This window comes from Stagnimonas sp. FW305-C-60 (assembly GCF_058782965.1).
In genome coordinates this window covers 341,532-361,018 of the sequence record NZ_JBYSYF010000001.1, presented here as the reverse complement: position 1 = coordinate 361,018, position 19,487 = coordinate 341,532, and the positions used below count along the sequence as shown (strand labels likewise).

Below are 19,487 nucleotides of genomic sequence, written 5' to 3'. Positions count from 1 at the left end.
GTCAGCCGTAGGCGGTAGGGTGGGCTTCAGCCCACGCGATAGTGGCGCGCCAGCCGCGCCAGCCGCGCCAGCCGCGCCAGCTCGCGTGGGCACGCTGCGCTTTGCCCACCCTACGGTTATCCCAATCGCTCCAACATCCACAGCCGATCCTGCCCCCAGGTGGTGAACTCGCCACGCCGGAAGCTGGGCACGCCCCACAGCCCGGCCGCGAACAGCGCTTCGCGGTTGGCTTCGGCCTGGCGGGTGTCGATGCCTTGCGCGAGCTTCTGCTGGGCGGCGCTCCAGTCCAGGCCGCAGCGCTCGAACACCGTGCGCAGGCCTTCGTCGGTGCTCACGTCGATGCCCTCGGCCCAGACGCTCTGGCCGGCGAGGGCGCAGTAGCGCAACTGGGTGTCGGTGTCGGCGCTGTAGGGAAAAACGGTGAGCAGGCGCAGCGCGCCGGCGCCGACCGGGTCGTGGATGCGGCCGAAGGGGATGCCCTGGGCATCGGCGCAGCGCTTCACGTCGCGCACGATGTAGAGGCGCTTCACGCGCGGCACCGGCAGCCCGCGCATCACCATCGGCAGCACCGGCCGCACTTGCAGGTTTGCGTGCCGTCCCTGCGCGCGCTCGCGCAGCAGGGCGACGGCGGCAAGGTAGGAGTAGGGGCTGCGGAAGCTGAACCAGAACTCCAGCGGCGCGTCGGCGGCGACGGGTGTGGCGTGGAAGCGGCTGGCATCCAGCACCGACAGCGGCGCCGCGTCGGCCAGACCCTGGTCGGCGCTGAGCCGCGCATGCAGGAACTCCAGGCGGTCCAGCGCCCAGAACCACTCGCCTCGGTACTGCCACATCGCCGGCAGGTAGTGGCCCAGGCGCTCGCGCCGGGCGGCGTTGCCGGCGAGCAGGGATTGGGTCACCACGCCGTCGGTATTCGGCCCCGGCGGTATCGCGCGGCGGGCGGCGAAGGCTTCCAGCGCGGCGCGCTCGGCCTCGAGAAAGGCGGCGGCGTTGCCGGTGCAGGCGGCGAGCCGTGCTTGCAGAGCGCGCTGCTGCTCCTCGCTCAGGCGCAGTGGCGCGGGCAGGTCGTGGCAGGGCGCGATGCGCGCGGCGTCGAGGCTGGCGAAGGCACGCTGGCGCGCTTCTTCCGGATAGGTGCTTTCCGCCGGGGAGGGCACCAGATGGATGTGCAGCGGCAACCGCAGGCGCGGCAGCAGGCGGCGGGCGAGCGCGGCGCAGAGCTGAGAGTGCGGGTCGCCGACTTCGTAGTACAGCTCCAGCGCTCGGCCGGCACGCAGCCGTGCCAGCGGATCGCGGGAACTGGCGACGCGCTCGACCAGGCGTGACTTGAGGCTGGGCTTGAGGCCGGCGACGGGCAGCGAAATCGGGGTTTCCATGGCGCGTTCGGGTGCGGGCTATTGACCGGATTCTGTGCCTGAGTTTACATAGTGTAAATTTTAAGCACCAGGCCGGAGGAGAATCCCAATGACCGCGCAGACTGGCGGTACGCCGCAGGGCGGCGCCCAGATCGAACCAAAGATCGAACTGTTCACCGCCCCCACGCCCAACGGCTGGAAGATCTCGGTAGCGCTGGAGGAGCTGGGCCTGCCTTACACGGTGCGGCCGGTGAACATCCTCGGCGGTGAGCAGAAAAAGCCCGAGTTCCTGGCGCTCAATCCCAACGGCCGCATCCCGGTGATCGTCGATCACGGCAATGACGACACCGCGGTGTTCGAGTCCGGCGCCATCCTGATCTACCTCGCCGAGAAGACCGGCAAGCTGCTGCCGGCCGAGCCCAAGGCGCGCATGCGCGCGATCCAGTGGCTGATGTTCCAGATGGGCGGGGTGGGGCCGATGATGGGCCAGGCCAATGTCTTCTACCGCTATCTGCCGGAGAAGATCCCGGTGGCCATCGAGCGCTACCAGAACGAGTGCCGGCGCCTGTTCGAGGTGCTCGACCGCCGCCTCGGCGAGGCCGAGTGGCTGGCCGGCGACGAGTACTCCATCGCCGACATCGCCAACTGGTGCTGGGTGCGCACCTACAAGTGGTCGGGGGCTTCCATCGACGGCCTGGAGCATCTGCGCCGCTGGCTGGATGCGATGAAAGTGCGCCCGGCCTGCCAGAAGGGCATCACCGTGCCGTTCAAGCTGCCGGAGCCGGCCGAGGACAAGAAGGCCGGCGAGGCCTTCGCCACCGCGGCGCGCGGCATCGTCCAGCGATGAGTGGGGCGCTTGCCGCCGACGCCAGGGGCTGGGGCGGAGCGCGTCACTGGCTGCTGCGCTACCGCGTTGCCCTGCGTGCGGCCAGCCTGCTGCTGATCGTCCTGGGCCTCGCGCCCCTGGCCGGCGCGCCGGACGAACCCGCGCGCACCCTGGGCCTGCTCGGCTGCCAGTTGTTCGGCTTGGCACTGACGCTCGGCAACGCGCTGGAAGACGGTGGCCTGCGCGGCTTTCTGCGCGCCCAGGCGCTGGCGCTGCTGCTGTTCGCCGGCCTGCGCACGCTCTATCTGCTGCTCGATCCGCAGGCGCCCGCGCTGGCCTTGCTGATCGGCGTGTTGTTGCCGGGCGGCATCGCCGCCTCCTTCCTGTTTCTGCGGAGTCGTCTGTGAGCAAGCCTTACGTGATGCACGGTTGGCATCTGTCCTTCTTCAGCGGCAAGACCCGCGCGCTGCTGCAATACAAGAACGTGCCCTTCATCGACCACGAGGTCGATGCCATCAACCTGCTCTGGCGCATCCCCAAGAAGACCGGCGCCAAGGTGATGCCGGTGGTGGTCACGCCGGAAGGCGAATGGCTGCAGGACACCAAGGACATCGCCGAGATCATCGAACAGCGCTTCCCGCAGGGCGCGACGCTGCCGACCACGCCGCGCCAGCGCATCGCCGCGCTGCTGATCGAGGCCTGGGCGGATGAGTGGTGGATTCCGCCGGCGATGCACTACCGCTGGGTCTACCCGGAAAACTACGCGCTGTTCGAGCACGATGCCGGCAAGGCGCTGCTGCCTTACTTCCCGGCCTTCGCACAGAAGCGCATCGCCGCCTATGTCGCCAGCACCTTGCGCGGCTATCTGCCCAGCGTCGGCATCGTGCCGGCGCAGTACGCGGTGCAGGAGCGCTGGACCGAGCGCATGCTCGACGCGCTCGACACGCACTTCGCGAAGCTGCCCTTCCTGTTGGGCACCAAACCCTCGGTCGCCGACTTTGGCCTGTTCGGCCCCATGTACGGCCATCTCAGCCGCGACCCCTGGCCCAAGCGCGAGCTGATCGCCAAGCGCCCTCACCTCAAGGCCTGGGTGGAGCGCATGAACACGGTCAAGGCCGGGGCCGGCGAGTTCCTGCCCGGCGACGCGATTCCGGAAACGCTCAACCCGGTGTTCGACGCCATCTTCGGCGAGTTCTACCCCATGCTCGCCGGCATCCGCGACGAGGTGCAGAAATTCCTGCCCAAGCTCAAGACCGGCCGCCGCCTGCCGCGTGCGCTGGGCGAGATCGAGTTCCCGATGGCGGGCGGTCGCTACCGGCGCATGGCGATGCCCTACACGCTGTGGATGGTGCAGCGCATCCTCGATGTCTATCGCGCGCTGCCGGCCGCCGAGCGCGCCTCGGTGGATGCCTGGGCGGCGGAGCGCGGCGTGCCGGAGGCGATGCACTTCCAGCAGGACTTCCGCCTCAAGCGGGTCGCCCTGCACGTCGCGGTCGAAGGCTGAGACGCCGGTGGCGCGCTACCGCGTCTATCTTTCCGACGTCTCCTACTTCAGCGGCAAGCTGGAGGGCGCGCTGCGGGCCAAGCGCATCGCCTACGAGCGGGTGCGCATCACGCCCGACATTCTCCTGCGCGAGGTGCTGCCCAATACCGGCTGGATGAAGGTGCCGGCGGTGCGCCGCGACGACGGCCTCTGGCTCTGCGACAGCACGCCGCTGCTGCGCTGGCTGGACGCCGAGCATCCGCAGCGCGCGCTGATCCCGGCCGACCCCTATCGCGCCTTCCTGTCGGCACTGATCGAGGACTACTGCGACGAGTGGCAGTGGCGGCCAGCGATGATCTGGCGCTGGGCCTGGCCGGACAACGCGCGCTATCTGGGCGCACGCCTGGGCGCCGAGCTGTCGGCCGGCACGCCGCACCCGGCCTGGGCGATGGGCCTGTACTTCCGCAAGCGCCAGCAGCGCATCTACCTGCGCGGCGACGGCGTGCGCGCGCACAACTTCGACGCCATCGCCGCGCTTTACCCGCAGGCTCTGGCCTGGCTGGAGGCGCTGCTGGAAAAGCGCCGCTATCTGCTGGGTGACAGGCCCAGCCTGGTGGACATCGCCTGGTTCGGGCCGATGTTCCGCCACTACGCGCAGGACCCGCGTCCGGCGGCGCTGATGGCGGCGACCGCGCCGCGCGTCTGGGCCTGGGTGACGCGACTGTGGAACTGCGCGGCGGAGGACTGGACCGAAACCGCGCTGGACGATTTCAGCGACCCGGCCTGGGCGCCGATCTTCACCGACCTCGGCGGCGCCTATCTGCCCTACCTCAAGGACAACGCCACCGCGCTCGCCACCGGTGCTCGCCACTTCGATGGCCGCTACGGCGGCATCGACTACCCACGGCTGCCGGCGATCCGCTACCGCGCGCGCTGCCTGGCAACGCTGCGGCACGACTACGCGGCGCTGACGGCCGAGACCCGCGCGCGGGTCGATGCGCGTCTCGCCGGCACTGGCATCGCCGAAATCCTGCGCCTGCCGATGCCCGAGGGCGACGCGCGGCCCATCAGCTCCGCGCTGGCCGGGCCGCCGCGCCAGATCGGCTTCGCGCAGCGTCTGCGCTTCTACTTTTCCGGCACGCCCTGGGACTCGCCGACATGAACCTGGAACCCTACCGCCTGATCGGCGCCAATCCCTCGCCCTATTCGCGCAAGCTGCGGGCGATCCTCCGCTACCGGCGGTTGCCGCATGTCTGGAAAGTGGGCAGCGCCGACACCCTGCCGGAGGTCGCCCACGTCCGGCCCAAGCTGGTGCCGATGCTGCTGGCGCCGGGCGAGAGCGAATGGCGGGTGGACTCCACGCCCCTGGCCTACTGGCTGGAGGAGCGCCATCCCGGCGAGCGCTCGATCATTCCCGACGATCCGGCGCAGGCCTTCCTCTGCCATCTGCTGGAGGACTTCGCCGACGAGTGGGTGATGAAGCAGATGTTCCACTACCGCTGGTTTGATGACGCCACCGCGCTCTGGGCGGCGCAATGGATCGTCCGCGACAGCCTGCCCAAGGCGCACGGCCCGGCGCTGGCGCAGGCGGCGAAGTTCTTTCACGATCGCCAGCGCAGCCGCATGGCGTTGGTCGGCTGCACGCCGGCCAACGCGCCACTGATCGAGGCCAGCTACCAGCGCCTGCTGTCGCTGCTGGGGCCGGCGGTGAGCGCCGGCCGCTACCTGTTCGGCACGCGGCCCTCGCTCGCCGATTTCGCGCTTTATGGGCAGTTGGCGCAGCTCAGCCTCGACCCCTGGCCGCAGCGGGTCTGTCGCGAGATCGCACCGGCCGTCGAAGCCTGGGTGATCACGCTCGACGATGCCGCCGGCATCGACGGCGAGTGGCAGCCCGAGCTGCTCGCCACCACGCGTGCGGGCCTGCTGGAAATGGTCGGCGCCGAATACCTGCCCTTCCTCAGCGCCAACCAGCAGGCGCTCGCCGAGGGCAGGAGCGAGCTGGTGGTGAGTATCCGCGGGCACGAGTACCGGCAGGCGCCGTTCGCCTACCAGGAGAAATGTCGCGTCGAGTTGCTGCGGTGCTGGGCTGCCTTGCCCGAGGCGTCGCGGCATGCCGTTGCGCCAGTGCTGGACGCGGCCGGTTGCGCAGGCTGGTTTGCTTAGACGATGCACCGGTACTCGCTGGCCCAGGCGCTCAGCGAGTAGCCTCCCGTCGCCGCCCGACTTTGTGGACCGGTTCCAGCGGCGCGGTGCGTTTGGGCAGGGCGCCGCTCGCTGCCTGGGTCAGCAGCTTCTGGAAGCTCGGGCATTCGGTGTGGGTTGGGGCCGGGCAGTCAGCGGCATGCCGTAGCCCCCGGCTCATCGCTGTTAGCTGCTGGATCAAACCATCGATTTCCTCGGCCTTGCGCCGCAGCAAATCACGATCCATCTGCAGTGCTCCGCCAGGGGTGAACATCTGCCGGATCTCGTCCAGAGAGAGTCCGGCCGCCTGGCCGAGCGAGATCAGCGCCAGTTGCTGCAACACCGATGGCGCAAACACGCGCCGCGCACCCTGCCGGCCCAGCGAGCGGATCAGGCCCTGCTTCTCGTAGTAGCGCAGGGTCGAGGCGGCCACGCCGGTTTTTTTGGCGACTTGGGAAATGTCCATCGCTGGCCTCTTGCATTGAAGTTGACTTCAACTTCTATAGTCGCCGCCACTGGCTTCCCAATGCAATCGCGAGGTACCGGACATGGACTCATCGACGACCCTTCTTTCAGTCATCGCCGTCGGCTGTGGCGCGACCGCGGTCATGGATCTCTGGCTGCTGTTAGTGCGCCGCCTTGGCGTGCCGACACTCGACTTCGCCCTGCTCGGGCGCTGGTTCGGGCATGCGGTCCGGGGACGACTGGCGCACGTTTCGATCGCCCGCTCGCCAGCGGTCGCTGGCGAGCGGGCGCTTGGCTGGCTGGCGCACTACCTGACCGGCATCGCCTTCGCCGGCCTGCTGGTACTGCTGGTGGGCGCCGGCTGGCTGTCGGCGCCGCGTCCTGGTCCGGCGCTGGGCTTTGGCCTGGTCACGGTGCTGGCGCCCTGGCTGATCCTGCAGCCGGCGATGGGCGCAGGCTTCTTCGCCAGTCGAACTCCCACGCCTCGCGCCAACGCCGTTCGCAACCTGACCAACCATGCCGTCTTCGGGGCCGGTCTCTATCTGGCCGCCAGCGGCCTCGCCGGTCTGCTGGCCTGAATCCACCGGCCCCGCCGCGCCCTGTCTGGAGAGCTTCAATGAAACAGATCGCCGTGATCTATCACAGTGCCCATGGCCACACCGAACACATCGCGCGGCAGGTCGCTGCCGGTGCCGCCAGCGAGCAGCTCGCGGGCGTCCGCCTGCTCAAGGCTGAGGAGGTGGCCACGCATCCTGAGGAGCTAGCCGACTTCGACGGCCTGATCCTGGGATCGCCAACCTATCTCGGCGGCGTCTCGGGCGTGTTCAAGAGCTTCATGGACAAGACCGGCGGCCTTTGGCGCCGGCAGCAACTGCGAGGCAAGCTCGCCGCGGGCTTCACGGTGTCCTCGCTGCCTTCGGGCGACAAGCAATCGACGCTGCTGTCGATGCTGGTGTTCTGCATGCAGCACGGCATGCTCTGGGTGGGAAATCCCTACCTGCCTGGTCCAGTGGCCGGTGGCGAGGCGGCGATCAACCGCCTCGGTTCCTGGACCGGGCTCATGGCGCAGGCGGGACACAACGCGCCGGCCGACGCATTCCCGGACGGTGACCGCGAAAGCGGCTGGCTGTTCGGCCGCCACTTCGCCCGCACGCTGGCGCGTCTCGGCGCCGAGACGGCGGAGCCGACTAGGGCCTGTTAACACTACGGGGATCGCTGCGTTGCCGGTCAAAAGCGCGTCAGGCAAGGCGCCTGCCGACGCGAAGGCTTGTTGCCTTCGCTAGGCGGGCAACGCCGCATGACGCGCTTTTGGCCAGCAACCCTCCGGGGCGGGACGGTTTTGGGGCATTGCAGCGTCAGCGAGTCTTTCAATACCGACGTATTGCGCAGACTCGCTTCCTGGCACTGCCCCTAAACCGCCTTCCGCCGCAGCGACCCCCGTAGTGTTAACAGGCCCTAGGGCGGCGGCGTGATTCCCGCCCGCTTTGCGCCCCTGCTGTTCGCGCTGCTGCTGTCGGGCGTGATGTCGCTCGGGCTGTCGGCCCTGTCCACGGCGCGGTTGTTGGGTCTGGGGGAGTCCTTCCTCCGGAGCTGGCTGCTTTCCTGGCCCCTGGCCTGGCTGTTCGCCTTCCCCAGCGTGCTGCTGCTCGCGCCCCTGATCCGAAGGCTGGTGCAGGGGCTGACCCTCCAGCACTGAGCGCGCTTCCCTGGCCCGCAGGGTGCGGGCCCCCGCCGCCCGACGGCGACCGGCGGTTGTAGATGGATTGACCTAGGGCAGTGCGCCCGGGCGGCCTTTGCTGGCAGCCTGAGCATCCTTGCTAGGGCTCTGCTTGCAGACCCGGCAATCTCGTCCAGGAGTCGTGGCCGCCATGCGGAGCCAGCCGCCGGAATTTGCCAATGTGGTGCTCGATTCGCTGACCGCGCATATCGCCGTGCTCGATGCCGAGGGCGTCATCATTGGCGTCAACGAGGCCTGGCGTCGCTTCGCCCAACAGAATCGGGGAGAAAGCTGCGGCGCTTACGTGGGTCATAACTATCTTAGCGTCTGCGCGAACGCCGTCCGCTGCGGCGGCGATGAGACCGCGCGGAATTTCCTGGAAGGGCTGCGCGCGGTGCTGCGTGGCGAGCGCGACGACTACCTGCTGGAATATCCCTGTGATTCCCCTGACGAAGAGCGCTGGTACATCGCGCGGGTGACCCGCTGCCAGCAGCGTGGCGAATCCAGAGTGGTGGTGGCGCATGAAGACATCACCGCGCGCAAGAAGGCCGAGGCGGCGCTGTCGCGTACCGAGCAGACGCTGCGCAAGATTCTCGACGCGCTGCCGGTGGGCGTCTGGCTGATGGATCACGCGGGGCAGATCGTCCAGGGCAATGCCGCCGGCCAGAAAATCTGGGCTGGCGCCCGTTATGTGCCGCCCGAGCAGTTCGGCGAATACCGGGGTTGGTGGCTGGACAGCGGCAAGCCGATTGCCGCCGATGAGTGGGCGGCGTCACGGGCGATCCAGCGGGGCGAGACTTCGATCGACGAGGAGATCGCCATCGAATGCTTCGACGGCAGTCGCAAGATCATCCTCAACTCGGCGATCCCGCTGCACGAGGACGATGGCCGCGTCAGCGGCGCGATCATCGTCAACCAGGACATCAGCGCCCGCCATCAGGCCGACGAGGAACTGCGCCGCGCCAAGCTGGACCTGGAACTGGCCAATCGCAATCTGCAGCTGGCGCTGTCCCGCGAGCAGGATGCCGCCCGCACCGACGAGTTGACCGGGCTCTGCAACCGCCGGCATTTCTTCGACCTCGCCAATCAGTTGTTCGAGGTCGCGCGCCGCTATCGGCAGCCGCTGTCGGCGGTGATGCTGGATCTCGATCACTTCAAGCGGATCAATGATCGCTTTGGGCACCAGACCGGCGACGAGGTCTTGCGACTGCTGACCCGCGCGGTGGCTCCGCATCTGCGTGCCGCTGATGTCTTTGCCCGCTATGGCGGCGAGGAGTTCGTGCTGCTGCTGCCGGATACCGATGCCCAGTACGCCCGCGGCTTGGTCGAGCGCATTCGCCTAGCGGTCGCCGGCCAGAGGCTGGAGACCGGGCGGGGCGCCGTCGCGATCACGCTCAGCGCCGGCATCGCCGCGATGAGCGAGGACGACGAGCGCATCGACTTGGTGATCCGCCGCGCCGACCAGGCGCTGTATGCCGCCAAGGCCGCTGGCCGCAACTGCGCCCTGATCTTTTCGCCGGCGGTGGCGTCCGCGGCTCAGAACACCTTGGCGACGTAGAGCGAGAGATTGTCGCGGTCGCTAAGGCGGTTGCGGGTGCCGCCGCCATCAAAGACCTGGTAGGTGAGGCCGGCCGACCAGTCGTCCTGGAACTCGACGGTGACATTGCTCAGCAACACCCTGCGGCCCTCGATGAAGTTGATGATCGGTGCCGGCGAGGTGCCCTTGAGGTCATGCAGCCAGACCAGCGTGGGATTGACGGTGATGCCGCCCGGCAGGTCGTTGTAGCTGAGCCTTAGCAGGCTGCGGTAGCCATAGGAGAAGCCGGTGCCGAAGCCGGAAGTCATCTGGGTGGGATTGATGTGGCGGCTGTCCGGCTGGCCATCGGTGCTGCCGCTGCCGTCGGCGCCGGCCGAAGGATGCGTGCGGTCGCCCGCGCCCTCGAAGTACAGCGCGCCGCGCTTGGGCAGGTCGTGCACGTAGAGCGCGGCGGCCTCCAACACCCAGAAGATCTGCGAAGCACCCACCGGGTTGTCGGCGAAGGTGCGGATGCCGGTGAGGCTGAGCTGCGAGACCTGCTGGCGCTCGTAGCCGGCGATGTAGTCGCCGGCGTTGATCGTGACGCCGCGGTAGCGGCTGAGGAAATCCGGCACCGCGTTGTTCTCGCCCGGTAGCACGAAGCCGGTGCCGCTGGGCAGCTGCGGCAGCAGGCTGGCCTGCAAGCTCATCAGCGGTTGCGCCAGCGCCGGTGGCAGTCCGGCGAGCAGCGCGGGGTCGGTGAGGCTGGCGGCGCCGATGGGGATGTCCTGCGCCGGAAAGGCCGGACCGAGAGTGGCGAACAGCACGTCCGACTGCAGGATCTGCAGCGGCTGGTTGGGGCGGTAGGCGTACTCGCCGGAGAAGGCCCAGTCACCGACATTGGTGTTGAACGACAGGCCGACGAGGTCGATGTCTTCCGGGTAGTCGAGGAACAGGCGCGCGGTGTCCACCGGCAGCGGCTCGCGGCCGATGGGATTGAAGCTCTGGCTGAAGCCCTGGCAGGCAAGGAAGGCGCCGGCGAAACCGCCGCCGTTGGCGTCGCGCGTGCAGCTGGCATTGGCGGCGTAGCCGCTCAGCACCGGGTAGCGGCTGTGGTAGTGCAGGTAGTGCAGGGCCAGCTCGGTGCCGTTGTTGAGCCAGTCGGCGAGGTAGTTGAGCCGCAAGCCGAACTGGCCGCTGTCGCGCGGCGCGCCGAAGTTCTCGTCGGGCAGGTAGACGGTGCGGGTGGCCTGCGAGATCGCCGAGGCGAGACCGGCCGGGCGGAACTGGCGGTCGGGGTCCTCGTGAAAATTGCCGAAGCCGAGGATCGCGTATTCGCCGCCGCCGGCGACATCGCTGAACGACAGCAGGCTGCCGGTCGCCGGCAGCTTGGCGCCGCGCCACTGCAGCTGGTAGACCGCCTCCAGCGACAGCGCGTCGGTGAGCGTGAGGCTGGCCACCGCCAGCGGGGTGGCGAGCTGCAACTGGCTGGGTTCGGCGCCGGGCATCGCCAGCATCGGCGCGTCCAGCGGCGCCCATTCCGAGAGGGTGTTGAACTGCACCAGATTCGCCTCGCCCCAGTTCAGCACCTGGTTGCCCAGGCGCAGCAGCAGCTCGTGGCCGCCGAGGTCGAAGCTGCCGGCGGCGAACAGGTTGCCGAGCCGGTGGCCCTTGGCGAACAGCGACTCCACATTGTCGGCGCGCGGCGTGCGCTGCGGCTGGTACTTGGTGTCGGCGTGGTACTCGTCGAAATCGGTGTTGACGAAGTCGTAGAACAGCAGGCCGGAAGCCTGGAACTGCCAGTCGCCCCAGATCAGCTCCAGCTTGGGGCGGACCTGCAAGGGCGCGCTGACCCAGTCACCGCGGTCGTAGTTGAGATTGCCGTTGTCTTCGTTGACGCCGGAGAAAGCGCCGCGGGCGTCGACCAGGTGCTGATTGGGGGCCGGATCTCCGGTCTGCGACTGGCAGTCGTCGGGGTCGCAGAGCCCGAGCTGGCCGGGGTTGGCGAGCTTGGCGATCAGCCGGTAGTCGCGGCCCTCGGTGCGCACCGCCGCACCCAGCGAGACGCGGGTATTGAGCGCGCCGCTGGCCGGGCCGAGGTCGAAATCCACCGCGCCGGCGCCCAGCGACCACAGGCCGAGTACGGCCAGCCACAGCGTCTTGCTCATCTCTCTCCTTTCAGCCTTGCGCCGGCCTGGTTGGCCGGTCTTTCTCCGCGACACCGGTTCGGTGCGTGGCTCGTCTTGACTAACGATTTACAGGATGTAAAGTTTACACACAGTCAAAAAGCCCGCAAGACGGGTACCGGCTCCGGCCGGGAGGAGAAAACAATGAATGCCAAGAACGCCTGGGCTTTTGCCCTCTGCATGGGTGTGCTGGTCGCCGGTCCGGCGATGGCGGCGGTGAGCGCCGCCGAGGCGGCGAAGCTGGGAGCGACGCTGACGCCTTCGGGTGCCGAGGCCGCCGGCAATGCCGCCGGCAGCATCCCGGCCTGGGCCGGTAGCAAGAGCTATCGTCCCGAGCAGCTCCAGCTGCGCTACGCCGACTTGCAGGCGCTGCGGCAGAAGCAGCCGGAAGCGGTGCAGGCGGCGATCGCGCCCAAGGACGCCGGCGACCAGCCGCGCTTCGTCATCAGCAAGGCCAATGCCGCGCAGTACGCCGCACAGCTCAGCGCCGGGCATCGCGCCCTGCTGGAGCAGGTGCCGGAATTCCAGATGCGGGTATTCCCCAGCCTGCGGCCGGCGTTCAGCCTGCCCGAGGTGGACGCAGCGACCCGCGCCAATGCCCTCAGCGCCCGGCTCGAAGGCACCGACAAGCTCAGCGGCGCCAAGCTGGGCGTGCCGTTCCCGATCCCGCAGAGCGGCGCCGAGGTGATCTGGAACCACAAGCTGAAATTCCGTGGCAGCGCCGTGCGCCGCTACAACAACGAGGTGATCGTCGCCCGCGACGGCAGCTTCCAGTTGGCGCGCATCGTCGAGGACGTGAAGCTCAAATACGGTGACCCGAAAGCACCCAGCCCGATCGAGGCCGGCCTGATCCTCTACTACCTGCAGGAAGTGCTGTCGCCCAAGCGCATCGCCGGTCAGTTGCTGCTGGTGCACGAAAGCACCGACCAGACCGAGGGCGGCCGCAGCGCCTGGATCTACAACCCGGGCCTGGGACGCACGCGGCGCGCGCCCAATGTCGGCTACGACAATCCCAAGGCTTCGGCGGATGGGCTGATGTTCAACGACCAGACCGACATGTACAACGGCGCGCTCGACCGCTACAGCTGGAAGCTGCTCGGCAAGCGCGAGATCTACATCCCCTACAACTCCGCGCGTCTGCTGGCGCCGGATGTCAGCTACGACAAGCTGATCCGCAAGGGCGCGCTCAACCCGGAGTTCACCCGCTACGAGCTGCACCGGGTCTGGGTGGTGGAGGCCAGCCTCAAGCCGGGCATCCGCCACAGCTTCCGGCGCCGGGTGTTCTACGTCGACGAAGACAGCTGGAGCATCGCCGCGGTGGACTGCTACGACGACCGCGACCAGCTGTGGCGCTTCCAGGAGGCGCACCTCACCACCTTCCCGTTCGTGCCGGCCACCACCGGTAGCCCGGAAGTGCATTACGACCTGCAGAGCGGTCGCTACTTCGTCACCGCCAGCTATGCCGGCGACGATTACCCGGACTTCGGCGCCAGCTTCGACGACGCCTACTTCCGGCCGCAGACCCTGGCCGGGCGCAAGCTGCGCAAGTAGTGGCAGGTCGCGCGTCCGCTCTTTTTAGGGGCGGACGACGCGCTCCAGCATCTGGTTGAACAGCCGCACGCCTTGGTTGCGCGAGATCACGCCGTCGCGCACCAGCTGGCGCATGCCCCAGAAGGCCATCATGGTCATCCAGGCGTAGGCCTTGCCGTCGGCCGCGCTCAGGCCCAGCTGCTTGCGCACCGGCGCCGCCCACAGGCCGCCGATCAGCTCGCGGAAGCCCTTGCGCATCCGTTCCAGCTCCGGCGAGCCGCCGGCGGTGCCGGCGATCAGCTGCCAGAGCGCGTCGCCGAGACCCGGCGAAAGATCGAGCGTGACCGCCTCGGCGGATTTCACCGCCTCCTGCAGGCTGCCGGGGTTGGCGCTGATCGAGGCCTGGGTGCCGGCCATGGTGTCGTTGAAGATGTACCAGGCGGTGTCGGCGAGCAGCTTTTCCAGGCTGGGGAAATGCTGGTAGATCAGCTGCCGGCTGGTGCCGCCCTGCTCGGCCAGCGCGCTCATGGTCAGGGCCGGCCAGCCCTGGCGCTCGACGATGTCGGCTGCCGCCGACAACAGGGCCTGGCGGCGCTGATCGCGGCTGAGATAGGCGCGCTTGGCGACCGGTGCGGTGGTCTTGCGAGGCTTGGCGGGCATCCGTTGCATCCAAAGTTTACAGTGAGACAATATCTGTTCGGCGCAGGCCGCGCCAACTGTCGGGGCTGTCAGCCGCAGGCGCTGGGGTCGCTCCGCTACACTGCTTGCCGTTCGTTTCCTTTCCCGCCCGGAGCAGCCTGACCATGGAGGCCCGCAGCACACTCGCCGAGTGCGAGCTGTTTGTCGGCCTGGACCAGGCCGCGCTGGATACGCTGTCGGCCTGCGCCAAACCGGTGACGGTGCGCGGTGGCGAAACCCTGTTTTCCTCGGGCGAGGCCTCCGACGCGCTCTACATCGTCGCCACTGGCCGTCTGCGTGCGGTGTTGCCCAGCGGCCAGGTGGCCGGCGACATCACCCGCCTGGAGCCGATCGGCGAGATCGGTGTGCTCTCCGGCGAAACCCGCGGAGCCTCGGTGCATGCGCTGCGCGACAGTCTGTTGTGGAAGTTCTCCAGCGAGGCCTTCTACGCCTTCATGCTCGATCACCCGGCGGCGCTGGTGGCGGTGGCGCGGGTGATCGTCGCCCGCCTGCGCCAGAACAGCCGCAGTGCAATGCTGGCCAAGGCCAGGCGCACCCGCACCTTCGCGGTGGTGGCGGCCACGCCCGACCTCGATGCGCGCGGTCTGGCGCTGAGCTTCCAGGCCACCCTCAACAAGCACAGCCGCTGTGCGCTGATCGATGCCGGCCGCGTCAATGAGGCGCTGGGCGCGGGCGCGGCCAGTCTGCCGCCGGGCAACAGCGATGCCGATGCCGCGCTGATGGCCTGGCTCAACGCGGTGGAAGCCGAGCACGACTATCTGGTCTACGACGCCGGCCACGGCGACGATGTCTGGGCGCTGCGCGCGCTGCGCCAAGCCGACCGGGTGCTGGTGCTAGCCGATGCCAATGCGCCGCCGGCGCCCTCGCGCATGCTGGAGGCACTGGCGCGCGCCTCGGTACGCACGCCGGTGGATACCGTGCTGCTGCGCCCCGCGGGTGCCGGCGCCTCGGCCACCGCGGCCTGGCAGCAGGCCCTGCATGCCGGCAGTCACTACTACCTGCGGCCGGGGGTCGAGGCCGACGTCCACAGCCTGGTGCGTCAGCTCACCGGCCGTGGCCTGGGCCTGGTGCTGGGCGGTGGCGGCGCCCGCGGCTTTGCGCATATCGGTCTGCTGCGCGCGCTCGACGAGCTAAAGCTGCCGGCCGATCTGATCGGCGGCACCAGCATGGGCGCCTTCGTCTCCGCCCTGCATGCCTGCGGCCACGATCACGCCACCATCCTGCAGATTACCCGCGATACCTTCGTCAGCCGCAATCTGCTCAATGACTACATGCTGCCGCGGGTGGCGTTGATCGGTGGTCGCAAGCTGCGCAAGCGCCTGCTGGAAGTGTTTGGCGAGATCCAGATCGAAGAACTGCGCACGCCCTATTACTGCGTCAGCACCAATCTCACCCGCGGCACCGCGGTAGTGCACGACCGTGGTCCACTGGCAGCCTGGGTGGGCACCAGCATGTGCATCCCCGGTGTGGCGCCACCGGTGGCCTGGCGTGGCGATCTGCTGGCCGACGGCGCGGTAGTCAACAGCCTGCCCACCGATGTGATGCAGAACCTGGCGCGCGGACCGATCATCGCCAGCGATGTCTCCACCGAGGGCAGCATCGCCGCGCCGGGCATCGAAGGCCCCGACTTCGAGGCGGTGCTGCGCGTCGGTGCCGACGGTCGGCGGGTGGGGCTGCTCGACATCCTGTTCCGCACCTCCACGCTCACCTCCGAAAGTGGGCTGCGCCGTCGCGCCGAATGCGCCGACCTCTACCTGCGCATGCCGGTGGGCGGCATCCAGACCTTCGACTGGAAAAGCCTCGACGCCATCGCCGAGAAGGGCTACCGGCACGCGATGGCGCGGCTGCCGGAAATCCTGGAACAACTCCAGCACTGAGCCCCGGATCGCGGGCACAAAAAAGCCGGGGCGGATTTGGCATCCGCCCCGGCCGGATTTTGCCGACTGTTTACTGGGCCAGGATCTTGAACTCGACGCGGCGGTTCTTGGCGCGACCGTCTTCGGTGTCGTTGCTGGCGATCGGGCTGAACTCACCCTCGCCCTCGGCGCTCAGACGCTCGGTGGCCACCCCGACGCTGGTCAGGTAGGTGATCACCGACTTGGCGCGCTTCTGCGACAGCGTCAGGTTGTAGGACTGCGGGCCGAGCGAGTCGGTGTGGCCGGTCACCTGCACCTTCACCGCGGTCTGCGCCGCCAGGCTCTTGGCGATGCCGTCGAGGATGGCCTTGGCTTCGGCGGTCAGCGCATCGGAGCCGAACTCGAAGTTCACGCTCTGCAGCGCCACCGTCTGCTCGACCATGCAGCCGACGCCATCCACCTTGAAGCCCTGCGGAGTGTCGGGGCACTGGTCGGCATCGTTGAGCACGCCGTCGCCATCGAGGTCGGGGTTGCCAACTGGAGCCGGCGGCGGGCAGCCGCGGGCATCGACCACGGTACCGGCCGGGGTGCCCGGGCACTGGTCCAGGGTATCGACCACGCCGTCGCCATCGGTGTCGGCCGGCGGCAGCGGGCAGCCCACAGCGTCCACGGCGGTGCCGGGCGGGGTGTTGGGGCACTGGTCGCTAGGATCGGCTACGCCGTCGCCATCGGTGTCGGCCGGCGGCGGGGGAACAGGCTCCTGGCCGAACAGGCCGTAGACCAGGCCGAGATTGAAGCGCAGATCGGTGCCGCCACCCGCGTTCACGTTCGGGTCGTAGCCGAGGTTGTCGTTGAAATCGTAGACGCCGCGAACTTCGCCGCGCACCGAGAGGTTCTTCCAGGGCAGGGCACGAGCCAGGCCGACGCCAATGTTGATATACGGCGCCGCCTGACCCTGGCTGCTGACGTCGTCGTAGACCGCGCCGAAGCCGCCGAGCAAGAAGCTGCTCCACAGGCCTTTGCGCTGGATGATCAGCAGGTCCAGGCCCAGGCCGGCGTTGCCGTCGGCGGTGTCGTCGGTATTGCGCGGCAGATAGCTCAGGAAAGCGGTGGCTTCCAGGTTCAGGTTCTCGGTCAGCGGCAGGCCGCCGACCAGCTGAAAGCCGGTGCCGTAATCGCTGGGACGAGCATCGTCGGTGGCGAGGTAGCTGAACATGCCGCCGCCATAGGCCTTGGAGGTGTCCGGCAGTTCAAACGCGGAAACGCTGCTGGTGACAGCCGCCACGGAGGCAGCCAGAAGTAGCTTTTTCATACTGTATGGGGTCCCTTGCAAAAGCCCTGGATCGAGTGTTGCCATGAGCGGATCGTCAGTTTCAAGACACTACTTCTCTAGGGAGCGCAGCACTCTGCGGCGACGAACCATGAACGTGTGCATACTCTAACGCAAGTCTTACGCCAAGTTGGCAGCACATTCGCAATGAAATCAGCCCTACAACGCCTCAGTCTCTGTTTCGCCTACGCCCTCATGCCCAGCCTCGCCGCCGCCGCCACTGACTATCCGGCGACGCCACGCGGCGAGGTGGTCGAAGACTACTTCGGAACCCGGGTCGCCGACCCCTATCGCTGGCTGGAAGACGTTGACGCTCCCGCGACCCTGAGCTGGGTCAAGGCCCAGCAGGCGCTGGCCGATCCCTTCCTCGCGGCGCTGCCGGAGCGCGCGCCGCTCAAGCAGCGGCTGACCGAGTTGTGGAACTTCGAACGCCGCTCGACGCCGCGCCTGGTCGCAGGACAGCGCTTCTATCTGAAGAATGACGGCCTGCAGAACCAGGCCGAGCTGATGGTGCAGGCCGGCCGTAGCGCCCGGCCCTTGCTGGACCCCAATCTGCTGTCCAAGGACGGCACCACCGCACTGACCCAGTGGGAGCCCAGTGCCAAGGCCACCACCGTTTCCTACGCGCTGGCCGAGGCTGGCTCGGACTGGGAGGTGATCCGCTTCCGCAGCGTCGCTACCGCCTCCGATCTGCCCGATGAGCTGCTGCGGGTGAAGTTTTCCGGCCAGGCCTGGACCAAGGACGAGCAGGGCCTGCTGTATTCCCGCTACCCCGAGCCCAGGCCCAGCACCGACAACGCCGGCAAGACCTTCGAGCGCCTGGAAAACCATACGCTCTACTACCACCGCCTGGGGACTCCGCAGTCCGAGGACCTGGTGGTGCATGCGCCGGAAGACCCCAGCTGGACCGCGGTCGGCGATCTCAGCGACGACGGCCGCTACGCCCTGGCCTACGTCACTGAAGGCGCCTCCGACAACAACCGGCTCTATGTCTACGACCTCAAGGACCCGCTGAAGCCGGAGTTCGGCGGCCAGCCACTGCTCTTGCTCGGCAAGGACTTCCAGCGCTCCTATACGGTGGTCGGTAGCGAGGGCTCCATCCTGTACGTGCTGACCACCGACGGTGCGCCGAAGAAGCGGGTGGTGGCAATCGACCTCAAGCACCCTGAGCCGCAACACTGGCTCGGGGTAGTACCGGAGGGCGCGGACGTGATCGACTCGGTCACCCATGTCGGCGGCCAGCTGCTGGTGAAGACCCTGCACGACGCCAGCTCGCGCCTGAGCCGTTACTCCCTGAGCGGCCAAAAGCTGGGCGAGGTGCGCCTGCCGGGCATCGGCGACGTCTCCGCCATCACCGGCAAGCCCGGTCAGCCCGAGGCCTATTTTCAGTTCACCGGGTTTGCCCAGCCGGCCAGCAATTACCGGCTGACCATGAAGACCGGCCTGGCCCAATTGGACTGGGCGCCGAAGCTGGCCTTCCATCCCGCCGACTACCAGACCGAGCAGGTGTTCTACACCAGCAAGGACGGCACCAAGGTGCCGATGTTCATCAGCTACAAGAAGGGCCTCAAGAAGAACGGCGCCAACCCCACCCTGCTGTACGGCTACGGCGGCTTCAACATTTCGCTGTCGCCGACCTTCTCGCCGCAGAACCTGGCCTGGATGGAACTGGGTGGCGTCTATGCCCAGCCGAGCCTGCGAGGGGGTGGCGAATATGGCGAGGCCTGGCATTTGGCTGGAACCAGGGAGCGCAAGCAAAACGTCTTCGACGACTTCGCCGCCGCCGCCGAATACCTGATCGCCCACAAGTACACCTCGGCCAAGCACCTTGGCATTCATGGCCGCAGTAACGGCGGCCTGCTGGTCGGCGCCACCCTCAACCAGCACCCGGAGCTGTTCGCGGCGGCAGTGCCGGGCGTCGGCGTGATGGACATGCTGCGCTTCCACCAATTCACCATCGGCGCCGCCTGGCGCGAGGACTACGGCAGCTCCGAGACCGCCGAGGGTTTCGCCTACCTCTACCCCTACTCGCCGGTGCACAACGTCAAGCCGGGCCTGAAGTACCCGCCGACGCTGACCATCACCGCCGACCACGACGATCGCGTGGTGCCCGGTCACTCCTTCAAGTACGCGGCGGCGATGCAGTGGGCCAATGCCGGCAATCCCAACCCGCAGCTGATCCGTATCGAGGAACGCGGCGGCCACGGTGCCGGCAAGCCGGTGGGCAAGAAGATCGACGAAGTTGCCGACGTGCTGGCCTTCCTGGCGCACTACACCAAGTAGCGCGGTCTCCCGGTCCGGCGCGGGCGGCGCGCCGGACTGTCATCGAATCGCAACCCGCGCTTG

At 68.2% G+C, this 19,487-nt stretch carries 17 protein-coding genes; 12 read left to right on the top strand and 5 right to left on the bottom strand.

All coding sequences use genetic code 11. The annotated features are described in order from the left end of the window. Window positions 1-116 precede the first annotated feature (116 nt). A complete protein-coding gene (locus AC3WT6_RS01730) occupies window positions 117-1,373 on the bottom strand; it encodes a DsbA family protein (RefSeq protein WP_492651826.1) in 1,257 nt (418 codons plus the stop codon). Between the two features lie 88 nt (window positions 1,374-1,461). On the opposite strand from AC3WT6_RS01730, the gene AC3WT6_RS01725 reads away from it, so the two are divergent. The 5 genes from AC3WT6_RS01725 to AC3WT6_RS01705 are packed head-to-tail and all read left to right on the top strand — an operon-like array spanning window position 1,462 to window position 5,824. Beyond that, a complete protein-coding gene (locus AC3WT6_RS01725) occupies window positions 1,462-2,199 on the top strand; it encodes a glutathione S-transferase family protein (protein WP_492651825.1) in 738 nt (245 codons plus the stop codon). Next, a complete protein-coding gene (locus AC3WT6_RS01720) occupies window positions 2,196-2,585 on the top strand; it encodes a hypothetical protein (protein ID WP_492651824.1) in 390 nt (129 codons plus the stop codon). Before AC3WT6_RS01725 ends, AC3WT6_RS01720 begins: the two co-directional genes overlap by 4 nt. Further along, entirely contained in the window at window positions 2,582-3,682 is a 1,101-nt protein-coding gene (locus AC3WT6_RS01715; protein WP_492651823.1) for a glutathione S-transferase family protein, read from the top strand. The genes AC3WT6_RS01720 and AC3WT6_RS01715 overlap by 4 nt, the downstream gene beginning before the upstream one ends. Before the next feature lie 7 nt (window positions 3,683-3,689). Further along, the gene (locus AC3WT6_RS01710; protein ID WP_492651822.1) at window positions 3,690-4,823 is read left to right on the top strand and encodes a glutathione S-transferase family protein; all 1,134 of its coding nucleotides are present in this window, start codon (window positions 3,690-3,692) and stop codon (window positions 4,821-4,823) included. Beyond that, entirely contained in the window at window positions 4,820-5,824 is a 1,005-nt protein-coding gene (locus tag AC3WT6_RS01705) for a glutathione S-transferase family protein (RefSeq protein WP_492651821.1), read from the top strand. Before AC3WT6_RS01710 ends, AC3WT6_RS01705 begins: the two co-directional genes overlap by 4 nt. A 31-nt stretch (window positions 5,825-5,855) precedes the next feature. On the opposite strand, the gene AC3WT6_RS01700 is transcribed toward AC3WT6_RS01705, so the two are convergent. Continuing rightward, window positions 5,856-6,308, bottom strand: a complete 453-nt coding sequence (locus AC3WT6_RS01700; RefSeq protein WP_492651820.1) for a helix-turn-helix domain-containing protein — start codon at window positions 6,306-6,308, stop codon at window positions 5,856-5,858. An 82-nt stretch (window positions 6,309-6,390) separates the two neighbouring features. Between AC3WT6_RS01700 and AC3WT6_RS01695 the strand changes: the two genes are divergently transcribed. The 4 genes from AC3WT6_RS01695 (at window position 6,391) to AC3WT6_RS01680 (ending at window position 9,582) form a co-directional block, all read left to right on the top strand. Further along, entirely contained in the window at window positions 6,391-6,885 is a 495-nt protein-coding gene (locus tag AC3WT6_RS01695) for a DUF2938 domain-containing protein (protein ID WP_492651819.1), read from the top strand. Window positions 6,886-6,923: 38 nt separating this feature from the next. Continuing rightward, the gene (locus AC3WT6_RS01690) at window positions 6,924-7,508 is read left to right on the top strand and encodes a flavodoxin family protein (RefSeq protein WP_492651818.1); all 585 of its coding nucleotides are present in this window, start codon (window positions 6,924-6,926) and stop codon (window positions 7,506-7,508) included. 267 nt (window positions 7,509-7,775) lie between these two features. After that, window positions 7,776-8,003 carry a DUF2798 domain-containing protein gene (locus tag AC3WT6_RS01685; RefSeq protein ID WP_492651817.1) on the top strand — a complete coding sequence of 76 codons (228 nt, stop codon included), beginning with the start codon at window positions 7,776-7,778 and terminating at the stop codon, window positions 8,001-8,003. Between the two features lie 172 nt (window positions 8,004-8,175). After that, complete coding sequence (locus AC3WT6_RS01680; RefSeq protein ID WP_492651816.1) at window positions 8,176-9,582, top strand: diguanylate cyclase; 1,407 nt, start codon at window positions 8,176-8,178, stop codon at window positions 9,580-9,582. On the opposite strand, the gene AC3WT6_RS01675 is transcribed toward AC3WT6_RS01680, so the two are convergent. Beyond that, window positions 9,561-11,708, bottom strand: coding sequence for a DUF1302 domain-containing protein (locus AC3WT6_RS01675; RefSeq protein ID WP_492651815.1), 2,148 nt, complete (start codon window positions 11,706-11,708; stop codon window positions 9,561-9,563). The genes AC3WT6_RS01680 and AC3WT6_RS01675 overlap by 22 nt on opposite strands. Window positions 11,709-11,870: 162 nt before the next feature. Between AC3WT6_RS01675 and AC3WT6_RS01670 the strand changes: the two genes are divergently transcribed. Continuing rightward, complete coding sequence (locus AC3WT6_RS01670; protein ID WP_492651814.1) at window positions 11,871-13,277, top strand: DUF1329 domain-containing protein; 1,407 nt, start codon at window positions 11,871-11,873, stop codon at window positions 13,275-13,277. Between the two features lie 24 nt (window positions 13,278-13,301). Here the strand turns inward: AC3WT6_RS01670 and AC3WT6_RS01665 are convergent, their stop codons facing one another. Continuing rightward, a complete protein-coding gene (locus tag AC3WT6_RS01665; RefSeq protein WP_492651813.1) occupies window positions 13,302-13,916 on the bottom strand; it encodes a TetR/AcrR family transcriptional regulator in 615 nt (204 codons plus the stop codon). 143 nt (window positions 13,917-14,059) lie between these two features. Between AC3WT6_RS01665 and AC3WT6_RS01660 the strand changes: the two genes are divergently transcribed. Continuing rightward, window positions 14,060-15,832: a patatin-like phospholipase family protein gene (locus AC3WT6_RS01660; protein WP_492651812.1), complete on the top strand. Its 1,773-nt coding sequence runs from the start codon at window positions 14,060-14,062 to the stop codon at window positions 15,830-15,832. A gap of 70 nt (window positions 15,833-15,902) precedes the next feature. Here AC3WT6_RS01660 and AC3WT6_RS01655 read toward each other — a convergent pair whose 3' ends face one another. Beyond that, complete coding sequence (locus tag AC3WT6_RS01655) at window positions 15,903-17,123, bottom strand: OmpA family protein (RefSeq protein WP_492651811.1); 1,221 nt, start codon at window positions 17,121-17,123, stop codon at window positions 15,903-15,905. Between the two features lie 213 nt (window positions 17,124-17,336). Between AC3WT6_RS01655 and AC3WT6_RS01650 the strand changes: the two genes are divergently transcribed. Further along, window positions 17,337-19,424: a prolyl oligopeptidase family serine peptidase gene (locus tag AC3WT6_RS01650; protein WP_492651810.1), complete on the top strand. Its 2,088-nt coding sequence runs from the start codon at window positions 17,337-17,339 to the stop codon at window positions 19,422-19,424. Window positions 19,425-19,487: the final 63 nt, after the last annotated feature.

What these genes read in the sequence shown, in the direction of transcription:
- AC3WT6_RS01675 (WP_492651815.1), bottom strand. Translation starts at nt 11,708, where the DNA reads ATGAGCAAGACGCTGTGGCTGGCCGTACTCGGCCTGTGGTCGCTGGGC.
- AC3WT6_RS01650 (WP_492651810.1), top strand. Translation starts at nt 17,337, where the DNA reads ATGCCCAGCCTCGCCGCCGCCGCCACTGACTATCCGGCGACGCCACGC.
- AC3WT6_RS01670 (WP_492651814.1), top strand. Translation starts at nt 11,871, where the DNA reads ATGAATGCCAAGAACGCCTGGGCTTTTGCCCTCTGCATGGGTGTGCTG.
- AC3WT6_RS01665 (WP_492651813.1), bottom strand. Translation starts at nt 13,916, where the DNA reads ATGCCCGCCAAGCCTCGCAAGACCACCGCACCGGTCGCCAAGCGCGCC.
- AC3WT6_RS01720 (WP_492651824.1), top strand. Translation starts at nt 2,196, where the DNA reads ATGAGTGGGGCGCTTGCCGCCGACGCCAGGGGCTGGGGCGGAGCGCGT.
- AC3WT6_RS01680 (WP_492651816.1), top strand. Translation starts at nt 8,176, where the DNA reads ATGCGGAGCCAGCCGCCGGAATTTGCCAATGTGGTGCTCGATTCGCTG.
- AC3WT6_RS01725 (WP_492651825.1), top strand. Translation starts at nt 1,462, where the DNA reads ATGACCGCGCAGACTGGCGGTACGCCGCAGGGCGGCGCCCAGATCGAA.
- AC3WT6_RS01695 (WP_492651819.1), top strand. Translation starts at nt 6,391, where the DNA reads ATGGACTCATCGACGACCCTTCTTTCAGTCATCGCCGTCGGCTGTGGC.
- AC3WT6_RS01730 (WP_492651826.1), bottom strand. Translation starts at nt 1,373, where the DNA reads ATGGAAACCCCGATTTCGCTGCCCGTCGCCGGCCTCAAGCCCAGCCTC.
- AC3WT6_RS01655 (WP_492651811.1), bottom strand. Translation starts at nt 17,123, where the DNA reads ATGAAAAAGCTACTTCTGGCTGCCTCCGTGGCGGCTGTCACCAGCAGC.
- AC3WT6_RS01700 (WP_492651820.1), bottom strand. Translation starts at nt 6,308, where the DNA reads ATGGACATTTCCCAAGTCGCCAAAAAAACCGGCGTGGCCGCCTCGACC.
- AC3WT6_RS01690 (WP_492651818.1), top strand. Translation starts at nt 6,924, where the DNA reads ATGAAACAGATCGCCGTGATCTATCACAGTGCCCATGGCCACACCGAA.
- AC3WT6_RS01660 (WP_492651812.1), top strand. Translation starts at nt 14,060, where the DNA reads ATGGAGGCCCGCAGCACACTCGCCGAGTGCGAGCTGTTTGTCGGCCTG.
- AC3WT6_RS01705 (WP_492651821.1), top strand. Translation starts at nt 4,820, where the DNA reads ATGAACCTGGAACCCTACCGCCTGATCGGCGCCAATCCCTCGCCCTAT.